A 12,859-nucleotide genomic window follows, 5' to 3' on the forward strand; every position below is an offset into this window, starting at 1 on the left:
CAGGTAAAACCTGATTTTTAATAACTAGTTATCCCTCTATCTTCGTTTCCACTTTTATATGAACTACGCATATAAATGACAAGCGACAAAATGACCTTCTGAAACTTTTTGAAGCTCAGGATTTACATAATTACACACTTCTGTATATTTATGGCATTTAAAACGATAGATGCACCCACTATCCATATCCGGTACAGGCTGCCCTTCCTCTTTTAAAATTATTTTATCTCTCTTACAACCAGGTTCCGGAATAGGAATGGATGATAATAATAATTGTGTATAAGGATGCAATGGGTTAGAAAACAATTCATCCGTAGGCGCTTCCTCGACCAAATTTCCTAAATACATCGTTCCAATTCTGTCCGAAATATGGCGTACAACACCCAAGTCATGTGCGATAAAAATTAACGTTAATTTATATTTTTCTTTTAATTCAAGCAAAAGGTTGATAATTTGCGCTTGAATGGAAACATCCAAAGCGGAAACTGGCTCGTCGCATATCAGCAAGGAAGGATTAATCGCCAATGCTCTTGCAATACTGACCCTTTGGGCTTGTCCTCCGGAAATTTGGTGAGGAAATTTATAATAATGTTCAGTAGATAAACCAACCTTCTTCAACATTTCAAATGCAATATATGATCTTTCTTTCGGTGAATACAGTTTATGAATTTTCAAAACTTCCACGATGGAATCACCAATACTTTTTTTAGGATCCAAAGATGCCAGCGGATCTTGAAAAATCATCTGGATTTCTTTGCGTAATCCTTGAAATGATTTATTATCCATTTTAGAGATTTCTTTATTTTTATAATAAATTTCTCCATCTGTTGTCTCTACAAGTTTTAATATGGATCTAACCGTTGTACTCTTGCCCGAGCCTGATTCACCTACGATCCCGTAGGTTTCTCCTTCATGAATATGAAAAGAAATATCATTGACCGCTTTAAATGATTTAAAATATACCTTCAAGTGATTAACCTGGACAATCAGTTTCGAGTTGTCTTCCATTATTTGCACGAACTTCTCTCCCTTCACTCATTATTCGTAATTACAACCAGCATCTAGCGTAATGACCTTCGCTTCTCTCTTTTAATTCCGGTGCTTTATCCAAACATTTTTGGGTGACATATGTACAGCGATTCGAAAATCTGCACCCTTTCGGAATTTCCTGGAGAGAGGGAACGGCACCTTCTATGCTGAATAGCTGTCGATTTCTTTCACCATCTATTCTTGGAATGGATTTTAGCAACCCTTTTGTATAAGGATGCAAAGGCGATTTAAAGATGCTTTTTACATCCGCACTTTCCACAACTTGTCCTAAATACATGACCACAACCTTCGTACAAAATTCTGCTACAACACCAAGATCATGGGTGATGAAAATAACGCTCATATCCATTTCCTCTTTTAACTTGTGCATTAATTCAAGTATTTGCGACTGAATAGTTACATCCAACGCAGTTGTTGGTTCATCTGCGATCAAAATTTTCGGTTGACATGCAAGAGCAAGTGCAATCATGACTCTCTGCTTCATGCCTCCTGATAATTGATGAGGATAGGAATGAATCTTTTCTTCCGGTGAAGGAATTCCAACCAATCTCAATAGCTCAATTGATTTTTGCATACTTTCCGATTTTGAAACCTTTTGATGCAACCTAATCGTTTCAGATAATTGATTGCCTATCGTATAAACCGGATTAAGAGAAGACATTGGATTTTGATGGACCATAGAAATGGAATTCCCTCTAATTTTCCTTAAATTTCTTTCTTTTAGTTCCAATAAATTTTGTCCATTAAACTGGATATCCCCATCAATCTTGGTTTTTTTCCGATCTAGTAATCGAAGTATAGATAAAGAAGTAACACTTTTCCCGCATCCAGATTCTCCTACAACTCCTAATACTTCCCCTTTATTTAATTCAAAAGAAACTCCGTCTACTGCCGTTAAATATCCTTCATCTGTGGAAAACGAAACTTTAAGGTCTTTTACATTCAATACTGTCTCTTTTAACATTTTGCTACTGCTCAATCCCATCACCCCTAGAAAATCTATAGTTTACCTTTCATTAACGTGAATGCTGATCAATGAAATCTCTAATCCCATCACTCAACAAATTGGAGGACACGATTGTAAGCAAAATTGCAGCTCCAGGAAAAACAGTCATCCACCATCCGACATCAATGACCACTGCACCTTCCTGTAAAATAGCACCCCAGCTTGGTGTTGGAGGAGGAGTACCCACCCCTAAAAAGCTCAAGGAAGACTCAATAATGATGGCGAATGAAAAAACATATGCCGTTTGCACGAGCAAGGAAGAAAGACAATTAGGTAGTATATGGCACCATATGATTCGCTTGGAACTTGCACCAATCGATTTCAATGCTTCAATATATGGCTGCTCCTTAACTGAAAGTGCTGCTGAACGAATGGTCCTTGCAACGGTTGGAATAAATACCACCGATAAGGAAATAAGAACATTTAATGTACTTGGTCCTAAAGATGCCATAAGGATTATGGCTAACAAAATTTCTGGAATAGACATAATTCCGTCCATAAATCTCATCAATATATTGTCGAGCTTTCGATAATAGGCAGAGTACAAACCGATTACACACCCAATTAATCCACTCATTATTCCAACTGTAGTACCTACCAATAAGGAAATTCGAGTTCCATAAAGCACCCTGCTAAATACATCCCTGCCCAGTCGATCTGTTCCGAAAAGATGATCCATGCTTGGCCCCTTCATCCGATCAATAACATTGGAAGTAAGCGGATCATATTTTGTAATGAACGGAGTAATTAGCATTATGATAAAAATAAATAGTAGTGTACTACTGCTGATCATCAAAGTCTTATTAGATAAACACCTCTGGATAAATTTAGATCTTTTCTCTTTTTTATATTGGTTTTTGATTTCCGACAAAGAGGTGTCCATTTCCAATCTTTGTTCATTAATATATTCTTTATTAACAACAGTACTCACGTTCTCACCTTCTCTTCAACTTCATACTCGAAGCTATTTTTTTAAGTCAATTCTCGGATCTACAACTGTATACAAGATATCGATCAATAAATTAAGAATGACATATAAAAATCCAACAAAAAGGGTAATGCCTTGTATTAGAGAATAGTCTCTTCTAATGACAGCGTTAACCGTCATTTGTCCTAGTCCTGGGATATTAAAAACAGTTTCAATGATTACCGCTCCACCAAACAATGTTGCAATAGACATGCCAATAACCGTTAATATGGGAAGAAAAGCGTTGCGAAAAGAATGTTTTATAATTACTCTAAGAGGGTTTATCCCTCGAGAATTTGCTGCTTTTATATAATTGGAATTAATGACATCCAGCATGGAAGACCTTGTCATTCGCAAAATTAAGTTTGAAAGAATTAAGCCCAGTGCAAATGCTGGAAGTGTCAAATAGCGAATATGGTTCCAAAAACCTGCACTCATCGGCTGATATCCTGCAACAGGAAGCCATTTCATAAAAACTCCAAATATAATCATCAAGAATAACCCTACTAAAAAAGGCGGTGCTGACATTCCAACCAAAGAAGATCCAACAATCAGTCGATCCACAATTGTTCCTCTTTTAGTAGCAGCAATAATTCCCAATGGGATGGAGATAAAAATGGCGATAACAAGAGAATATAATGCAAGAGATGCAGTTGGTCCCAGCCTTCCAAAAATCACCTCAGTAACTGGCATATCATTAAAAATTGACCAACCTAAATCCCCCTTAATAATACCTAATGACCAATAGAGAAACTGCTGTATCAAAGGTAAATTCAAGCCCATCTGCTCTCTAAGTCTTTGAATATCTTCAGGAAGCGCATCCCCTCCAAGTATAGCTATGGCTGGATCACCAGGGATTAAATGAATAATGCTAAATATGATAATCGCTATAATAAAGAGCAATGGGACTGCCGAAGACAAACGTTTTAGAATATATATTGCCATAATATCTTCCTTTCCTATTCTTTTAGTCCCTGATTCTTCCTTTGATTATAGAATCTTTTTTTGAGTATCGTAAAAAATAGGATAGCTCTTATGATACTCTTAATAAGGGATCCAAAAGTCTCTGTTCCCCTAGTAAACTAACTAGGATTATTCATAAATAAATCCAGCTCTTATTATAGGTTCACAGTAAGACTTAGGTTCCCTCTCCCTAATTTAATTTACTTGACATTCCAGAATGTAGTAATACCAAACGCGGAGACAACATTCATATTTTTTTGCATCACATTAAATCCAAATGTATCTCCAAACTTAATCGTAGGGACATCTTTCCAGTATAGCTGCTGTGCTTTTTCCCAAGCAGCAATAGCTTCTTCTTTCGTTGGAGCATAACGTATTTGATCCATCAATTTATCCATCTCTGGATTGGCATATCCGGCTGCGTGTTGGTTTCTGGAATCAAGGAAAAAAATCTGTGTTGGTTCTGGCGGTGGCGCAAAACCAGTCATATGAGCATTCCACTTTGATTTCGAACGCATGGCCAACATAGTAGGGAAGTCATATACATCTAATTTGACTTTCATACCGATTTTTTCTAATTGTTCTTGAATCATTAACGAAGTATTATACATGCTTGAATAGTCTTTTGTTGTTAAGATTGTAATGGTCTCGCCATTATAACCAGCTTCTTTCAGCAATTCTTTTGCTTTTTCAGGATTGTTCTGATTGAAAAATTCTTTGCCTTTATCCGTATACCACTCAGCTGGTTGTTGCTGAATTAGACCAGGAGTTACTTGATAGAAATCTTTATGTTCAGCAGCACCTAACATAATCTCGTCCATGTTCATTGCAGCAGCAACTGCTTGCCTTGCTTTTATATTTGAAAAGAATCCCTCTTTGTTGTTAAACACCAATGAGTCATCTAAATACGGCTTCAAGACTTGTACTGAAAGATTAGGATCATCTTTCAGTTGACTATATTGATCTTGTGGCATCCCTTCGACAAAATCATATTCACCAGATTTAATACCATTTAACCGAGTAGTAGGATCTGGAACAAAACGAAAATATAAATCTTTTACATTTGCTTCTTTCTTACCTGTCAAACCACTTGTTTCACCAGCAGGACTTTTATAATCATCATATTTTGTTAAGTGAACATACTGTTCTTTTTTCCAATCAACAAATTTATAGGGACCTGTGCCGATATATTCTGTCATTACATTATCCCCTGCTTTATCTAACACTTCTTTAGGATAAATATAAGGTCCTAATGAAGATGGATAAGCAAGATCATATAAAATAGTGATAGAAGGCTTGGGCAATTTCATGACCACTGTATTTTCATCAGGAGCTTCCATCTTTACTCCGTTCATGGCTCCTCTGCCTGTTATCGCTAACTTTCCCCATCGAGTCAGGGAAGCAATTACATCATCTGCAGTAAGGGCTTTGCCGTTATGGAATTTAACTTCTTTTCGCAAAGGAAATGTAATCGTTTTACCATCCTTACTAATATCAATACTTTCAGCCAAAAGTGGCACGACTTTATAATCCTTATCGTATGTAAGCAATGTTTCTGCCATATGTAAAGCAATAGTACCAGTTACTATCTGTGAGCCTATATGAGGATCTAATGAAGATGGATTAGCTGTTAAAGCAATATTTAATTTTTCGTTTGTTTTTTCCGTTCCTGAAGAAGGTCCTGAACTGGTAGAATTTGAAGTACAAGCTGCAAGTGACCCCACAATCAAAATAGAAATAAGAATAGAAATCATCGTTTTCCGTTTCACATAAACACTCCCATCTACTAATATTCATTAATAAAAAACAAGCAATTTTCCAAGCTGACATCTAAAAACACTTATGCCTTAATCATAAAACATGTCATTTTGCCTTTTTGAAAGAAAGTGTAAGTTTATTATGCAAATTGATTCCTAGGTGGGTATCGGTTCTTTGATGAATGTTATTTATTTCGAAGATGTTGGTTCTTTTGATGTTTAATATTTCTTTGAGGGTATTGGCTCTTGGGTGTTATTTAATGTTTCTTTGGAGAGTAATGGCTCATTGATGTAAAAAGATGTAGGTGCTTCAAGTGGGTAAACCGGTACTACCACTTTTAATTAACATACCTCCTTCAATTAAAAAATATTGTTATTCTATGAATATAATACTATTAACAAGTTAATAATGCAATTATTTTTTCTGAATAATCTTAATTTTTTGTATATACAGAATATAACCCCCTCATGAAATAAGTAGAATGAATGTAAAAATACTTGATGACTTTTTTGCTCATCAGTACTTTATATTAGAATTCGCCTTGTTAATCAAGAAAACAGAAGAAAAAATAAACGACGAATAAAGCAGAACCTATTTAAGGTAGAGTTGACGGGAGTCCCTCTGAAATGGATTGTGCTTCTCTCTTCATCGTCCATTTGAAAATGATATACCATAGAGACAACATTGCTATTCCATAAAGTATTTACTAGATTATATACATGTTATAAAGAGTGTATGAAGAAGAAAAAAGAGAGAAAGTATTTTAAAATCCAATCAAATAACTAAAGCCACCCCCCCTGTAAATAAACAGCACTGCTCCAATATTTTAAACGAATCTTTCATCATAATATTCATTAAATCAGTAGGCGACATCGTATAAATTGGTGTATGAGGATAGAAGAATGGACAATCGGCAATACCACAATATGGTTCGCATGGGCATACGTTATTAAAATTTGTCTGCATCTTCTAACATTCCGAGCGACGGAAGCAGATCATTCCCATGCATTCTCATTCCTGCATCAATCAATTCGAGATTTTCTCTCTATAAACGTACATTATTTTTATATAAATAATATTGTGAATATGAATTAAAACAAGGTACCTGTCCCCCAGCTCATTAAAGCCATCACCGCAGTGTCGCTTTAATACATCGAGGGACAGGTACCTTATTTTTGACTCATATAGACCTAAATATCTTAGTAGCTGTAACTTTTACGTTTTTTATTTTTACCAAAAGCTTCTTGTAAACGTCGATTTGTTTCATCAAACCTTTTTGCTTTCGCATCAATATATTTTCTATCAGCATTTACACTACCAGAGGCCACATGGATAACTTTGTCATTATCATAACGCATTACCTTTTTATTCATTGCTTAATCCCTCCTAGTAATTGCATCGCAAAATCACGAAAAAGTGCTGGTTCAGTTTCCATTATATCACGCATAATATCAACTTTAAAGCGTTGTACATTCTCTTCTGTCCAAAACGAATCAACAGGATAATGAAAACAGACTACATAATTCCCTGATCTTAACGCAAAATAAAACTGTCTTTTTTCCTCACCAAAAAATAATTCTGGTTTTGCGCTATTAAATGCTTGAACAACAAAGGAAGTTGGATCATCTAGAGTATAAAACTCATTATTCTCTCCAGCCATCCCAGATGACGCCATTAATTGAAGCTGTTTATCTACCTTCTTATATATTGTACTTCCAGAACATGATTCATATTCACCAAGTACTTTTTCAAATACTGTTCCTGGCTTATAAAAAATACTTCCTTTTTTCAAGAATCGCTGTAAATATTCTAGAAACATTCTTGGTTTATGCAATTCTCCATTTTGTAAATATCCAATCATTTTAGACGTATAATCTGCATGTTTACGATAAGTAGGACCTTCTTCTATTTGTTCATCAATATCTTTTTGTAAAGCCAAATATTCACTGCCTTGCCTGAATAAATCACTAAAATATTTCTTAATGGTTTTTATTCCATCAACAGCTAAGGACATCCTTTCAAGATAATAGCCCTTTTGGTAGATATCAAATAAAAATGCCCAAACATAGGAGTCAATACTATTCGATGTTTCAGGGTGTTTTCCCCATGCCTTTTCTGCAATATCACAGTAAGTATCCGGATCACTTTTATGAGTTTTTTTGTATCCATCGACCATTTCACTAATGGTAAAACGCAGGTCGTTCCAAAACAAGTTATAAATATATTCATCAACAAAGACAATAATATATTTATTATTCTGATGTGCTTTTTGAAATTCACAATGCGTTACAGTTGCATTATATTCATGGTTATAACTTCCTGCTTTATGAGAAATAAATAATAAAAAAACATCACATCTCATTACATAATCTAAACAATTTTGTATTAACTCTTGTGGTGGCCAAGGCCCAAAATCTTTTTCATACATTTGAGGATTATGTTCCATCAATTTTAATTCATTATGGATGTCTTCTCTCAATCGGATCAAACGACCTTCAGCAGCAGAACTTATAAATATCTTTGCAGATTCAGCCAATTTCCACACCTCTTACTAGTAACTTTTATTATTTATTTCGATATTTCCTCTAATATCTCTTTATTATTTCCACTGTCTAGTTGACAGGTAGCGGTTCACATTGCTTTAAAGCTAGGGACAGATACTTGTAAATTACATGTACCAGCCTCAATTTGGCTATTAAATGGTTACTACACTTTGGGAATTTTTTTTACATAGTTTAAAGCTACCTGAGACTACTTTATTTTTCCCTATGATAAAAACGCACCCTCAATAATCGAGAATACGTTTTTATTAGATAATTATTCCTAATTTTTTATCTATAACTTCATGTTAAATCAATAATTTGGCTATCAATATTTAGCTTACAGCTAGCTATTCCGCTTTCTCGACTTTGAGAAGTTACATAGGTTTCACTCGTAGCAAGTACTTGTCCATTTGCTGAAGATTTAATTACAAAATAATATTGTTCATTATTAGATATCAATCTAGTATAATTTGCATCATATTTACCGTTAATCTTGACACTGCTAATGCCATTTTTACAATTAGATTTGGTGGTATATGTTTCACTCGTTACAAGAACCTGACCGTTTGAAGCCTTTAATACGAAGTAATACTGTCCATTTGAGCTTTTATTAATTACATAATTTCCCATAAAAAATACCTCCAATTAGTATTAAATTATTAAACTTCAATATCTATAACAACATATCTTTAAAGTTTTTTGTTACTCCCTTAAATGGAGTAGAACTACTAGTTTCCTAGTCTAGAAATAAACCCGTTTTCGTACCTTTCCCAATTACCATTAGGCCCTTGAAGCTTTACTCTATCTTTTATCGGACCGATTTTCCATTTCCCCATACTCCATTTATAGCAATTTTTATTTCCTCCTTTCAATTTTCTAGCGATTTATACGAAAGATGAAAAAATTTACTATTGCTAACTTTTTAATAACATGATAAATTTTAAGTGAAAATATTTATAAAAATTAGTTTAGAAAGATTAGAAGAGTGTAGGAGCTTTTCTAATCTTTTATTTTTTATACGAACATACAATCGCCTATAAACATAATATCTTATCTGATTAGATTTTTCAATATATAGTTATTTTTTATATTCAGAGAGCTATATAGTATCCCTATCTCTATTAATAAACTTTTAAATTTGTCAAATGATAAAAATTAAGCAATGCTTTAAACTGCTTACTATAGCTCACAGTGACAACTCGAACCATCTCGAATTTTGTCGAATATTCATAAGCTAGAAGTATAACAGGTTTAACTTGTTGTGCTTCTTTTTTTTAGTTTCTTGGTTTGTTTTATTGAAGGATAGGCGTTGATATTTTTGTTCTTATCCCTAAAAAAAGAACACTTCTGTTTAAATCTCAATGGTAAATTACTTCATTATTTTTTCTATATTTATTTTATTTATGATCTAACAAGTGAATGAAATCAAAACCTTTTGGGAAATAGAATAAAAAAAGTTCAATGAAACACTACAGTTGATCTATTGTATCTACAATTCGACAAATTCAGAGAATATTCGGGTCGTCACTGTGACTAAGAGCAATGGAAATATGCTACAATGATAGAAAATAAATCAACAGAGAGGAAGTTTTTCATGCGTATTTTAGTACTCGGAGCTGGCGGGGTTGGCGGCTACTTCGGCGGTCGTTTAGTAGAAAAAGGGGAGGATGTGACTTTTCTTGTTCGCAGTGGCCGAAAAAAACAACTAAAAGAAAAAGGTCTTGTCATTCGCAGTGTAAATGGAGACTTTCAATTTTCACCCAAATTAATCACAAAAACAGATGAGGCAGAAGCTTTCGATTTAGTTTTATTTTCTACAAAAGCCTACCATTTAGAAGAAGCAATAAACGATCTTCAGGCGTTCATTGGAGAAAAAACAGTTGTACTGCCTCTTTTAAATGGCATAGCCCACTTACCTGCATTAAAACAAGCTTTCGGCGAGGATAAAGTAATTGGCGGTTTATGTTTTATTGAAACTACTTTAAATAAAGAAGGCGATGTTGTGCAGACAAGTGCTGCTGCCCGTATAGTTTACGGAGAAATCGGAAGCCAGCAGACAGAGCGGATTCGTCGAATGGAGGAAGCATTCAGCGGAGCGAAAGCAGATTTCCTTTTAAGTGATCATATCGAGCAGGAAATGTGGCATAAATATTTATTTATCTCGGTGATGTCTGGTGCAACAACACTAATGCGTGCACCAATAGGACCAATTCGTGAAAGCAGCGGAGGCAGATCTTTTATCCGCCAACTGTTTGAGGAAGCAGCACAGATTATGCGAGCATATGGGGCACCGATCCAAGAAAACATTGTAGACGAACATATGAAAACAATCGATGCTATTGACTATGAAATGAAATCTTCTATGCAGCGGGATATGGAAAAGGGTTTTTTTATTGAGGGAGATCATTTACAGGGATATTTATTAGAATTGGCGAAAAACACCTCTTCGAATGCCCAGTTGCTTTCCGTCGTGTATCAAAATCTGAAAGTATATATAAAAATGCTAGAATACAATAAATAACTCAAAGTTCGCCGTTATAAATCCCTTCTCGCTCCTTGAGACAACTAGGTTTAGAATTAGTAGAAAAGGGTGGTTGCTTTTCGTTTCAGGCTACTCACTTTCCGTGGGGCGTACAGGGTGATCCTCGGCTTCGCCTTGCGGGTTCGCTTCACGCCCGCTAATTCTACAGGACGCACCTTTCATTTCACTTCAAGCACCAGCGTCACGAGTAAGGTGCCTGTCCCTCGTTGCTTTAAAAGCATGTGAACTGGTGGTTTGCTCTGTGCGGCTGAAAGCCTCTCTTACCGGTCTAGGCCTTAAAGGCCAGCTGATAAGGTTTCCCTCTTGCACCACATTCACTCACTAATTCTACAGAATTTCTTTATTTCTTCTTATTTTTCTCACCTGTAAATGGGTCATAATCTTCGAACAATGTTAACTGGTCACCCATATAGTCTTCTTTTAGCTGATTCCTAATATATTCTTGTATTTGCTTTTTATTTCTACCCACTGTATCAACGTAGAATCCTCGACACCAGAACTTTCTGTTTCCATATCGATACTTCAAATTTGCATGTCAATCAACTATCATGAGACTACTTTTTCCTTTTAAGTAACCCATGAATGGAGATACACTCAACTTTTGGGGAATACTCACCAACATATGGATGTGATCCGGACAAGCATTTGCTTCATGAATCATGACACCTTTTCGTTCACATAAATCTCTTATGATTTAAGCGAAGAAACATCATAAATCACGTTTTATCGATCGCTGTTTAGCATGTAAAACAGAAGACTTAACAGCTGAAGAGCATGGGTTTGTGGCTGAATGGCATAAGGAAGTTTTACATACTAAGTACATTTATCAAGCATTAAATCACATCCGTTATGTCTTTAAAGCAACGACGATGATACAGGCGAAACGTCGATTAAAAGAATGGTTTAAACGCTATCAATTTCATGTTTGTGGTGCTGTTTCAAAGATTGCCAAAACTTTGATTGCACGTGAACAAGCGTTACTGGATACAATTGTTTCGCCACTCTCAAATGGCATCATGGAAGGAACGAATAATAAAATTAAGCTTATCAAAAGACGTGGTTTTGGCTACCGAAACGACGCCCATCTCTTCCTGCGACTTCGCTTGAAAACGGGGCGTTAATTTTGTCATCCCCTACTTTTGGTGATGAACCTAATTTTTTTATTTTATAAAGAATATTCCTTTTTATAAAATCGAACCTTAATCAAATTCCAATGTCTTTTATTAACCGATAAATATGACTTTCAATCTTAGTGTTAATTGGAGCAAAATGACTGGTCCCATAGCCATCTAAATATAAATGTGTTGATGATCTGTAAAATCGACAAATCATTCTTTTTCTAGACAATCATTTGTTTTTTCACCAAAGTGGCGTAAGAACCAATATCACTTGACGATTACAACAATTCTCCAGCCTTTGCACTTCGTATCTACCAATCTATATATATTCGACAAATTCCGAGACGGTTCGGGTCGTCACTGTGACTTGGTTTTAATAATCCCACCAACAACAGTTACAAGCAGCGTATCGCCATCTATAATCGTTGGCACATGGTGCATAAGACTCGTGCTAACGGCTAGTGAAGCGATTCCAATTACAGAATAAATGGCAAAGCTTTTCCCAATTTGTTTATATCCTAGAAACACAAACGGAATATTTAATACAGCAATTAGAAGTCCTAATGGTAAGCCAAATTGCGAACCAACAATACTTAAACCTGTTACACCACCATCTGATACAGAGTTTGGAATTAAAATGGCTTCTAATCCATAAGCTGTAATAATTCCCCCAATAATCACCAATAATGCACGTGAAAACTTAAAAATTTTATTGCTTTTTTTCTTTGTTATTGTACTCATTTAATTCCTTTCCCCGTTTCAACCTTATTTATGTAATTTGATACTTCCTTTACGTTTTATTTTTACACTGTACACTATTCAAGTATTCTTTTTTGCTTTGAACTTCTTTTTTTATAGATTTCATTAAGGAAGCTTGCTTATATTGAATAGAGGGGGAGAGTTCTTTTAATA

10 protein-coding genes and 2 pseudogenes are annotated in these 12,859 nt (G+C 35.0%); 2 read left to right on the forward strand and 10 right to left on the reverse strand.

Features of this window, described 5'->3' with window-relative positions; genetic code table 11:
* Positions 1–63: 63 nt before the first annotated feature.
* The 8 genes from AC5LWL_RS16855 to AC5LWL_RS16890 form a co-directional block, all read right to left on the reverse strand.
* On the reverse strand, positions 64–1,008 hold the full coding sequence (locus AC5LWL_RS16855) for an ABC transporter ATP-binding protein (RefSeq protein ID WP_493436638.1): 945 nt from the start codon (positions 1,006–1,008) through the stop codon (positions 64–66).
* 40 nt (positions 1,009–1,048) lie between these two features.
* Entirely contained in the window at positions 1,049–2,014 is a 966-nt protein-coding gene (locus tag AC5LWL_RS16860; protein ID WP_493436639.1) for an ABC transporter ATP-binding protein, read from the reverse strand.
* A 52-nt stretch (positions 2,015–2,066) separates the two neighbouring features.
* The gene (locus AC5LWL_RS16865) at positions 2,067–2,987 is read right to left on the reverse strand and encodes an ABC transporter permease (RefSeq protein WP_493435397.1); all 921 of its coding nucleotides are present in this window, start codon (positions 2,985–2,987) and stop codon (positions 2,067–2,069) included.
* A gap of 33 nt (positions 2,988–3,020) precedes the next feature.
* Positions 3,021–3,968, reverse strand: coding sequence for an ABC transporter permease (locus tag AC5LWL_RS16870; protein ID WP_493435398.1), 948 nt, complete (start codon positions 3,966–3,968; stop codon positions 3,021–3,023).
* A gap of 218 nt (positions 3,969–4,186) precedes the next feature.
* Positions 4,187–5,755, reverse strand: coding sequence for an ABC transporter substrate-binding protein (locus AC5LWL_RS16875; RefSeq protein WP_493435399.1), 1,569 nt, complete (start codon positions 5,753–5,755; stop codon positions 4,187–4,189).
* A 1,188-nt stretch (positions 5,756–6,943) separates the two neighbouring features.
* Entirely contained in the window at positions 6,944–7,117 is a 174-nt protein-coding gene (locus AC5LWL_RS16880; protein ID WP_493435400.1) for a hypothetical protein, read from the reverse strand.
* Positions 7,114–8,280 carry a DUF4062 domain-containing protein gene (locus AC5LWL_RS16885; protein WP_493435401.1) on the reverse strand — a complete coding sequence of 389 codons (1,167 nt, stop codon included), beginning with the start codon at positions 8,278–8,280 and terminating at the stop codon, positions 7,114–7,116. Before AC5LWL_RS16885 ends, AC5LWL_RS16880 begins: the two co-directional genes overlap by 4 nt.
* Before the next feature lie 307 nt (positions 8,281–8,587).
* Positions 8,588–8,917 carry a YegP family protein gene (locus AC5LWL_RS16890; RefSeq protein WP_493435402.1) on the reverse strand — a complete coding sequence of 110 codons (330 nt, stop codon included), beginning with the start codon at positions 8,915–8,917 and terminating at the stop codon, positions 8,588–8,590.
* A 964-nt stretch (positions 8,918–9,881) separates the two neighbouring features.
* On the opposite strand from AC5LWL_RS16890, the gene panE reads away from it, so the two are divergent.
* Positions 9,882–10,808: a 2-dehydropantoate 2-reductase gene (gene panE, locus AC5LWL_RS16895; RefSeq protein ID WP_493435403.1), complete on the forward strand. Its 927-nt coding sequence runs from the start codon at positions 9,882–9,884 to the stop codon at positions 10,806–10,808.
* Between the two features lie 361 nt (positions 10,809–11,169).
* On the opposite strand, the pseudogene tnpA reads toward panE, so the two are convergent.
* A pseudogene (gene tnpA / locus AC5LWL_RS16900) lies at positions 11,170–11,523 on the reverse strand (IS200/IS605 family transposase); the annotation flags it as partial.
* Positions 11,524–11,554: 31 nt separating this feature from the next.
* On the opposite strand from tnpA, the gene AC5LWL_RS16905 reads away from it, so the two are divergent.
* Positions 11,555–11,950 (forward strand): ISL3 family transposase, encoded by a 396-nt coding sequence (locus tag AC5LWL_RS16905; protein ID WP_493436640.1) that lies wholly within the window; start codon positions 11,555–11,557, stop codon positions 11,948–11,950.
* Positions 11,951–12,322: 372 nt separating this feature from the next.
* On the opposite strand, the pseudogene AC5LWL_RS16910 reads toward AC5LWL_RS16905, so the two are convergent.
* Positions 12,323–12,688: pseudogene (locus AC5LWL_RS16910) on the reverse strand (YitT family protein); the annotation flags it as partial.
* Positions 12,689–12,859 lie beyond the last annotated feature (171 nt).

The sequence above is a fragment of the Niallia sp. WK069_GA_01 genome, assembly GCF_983173855.1.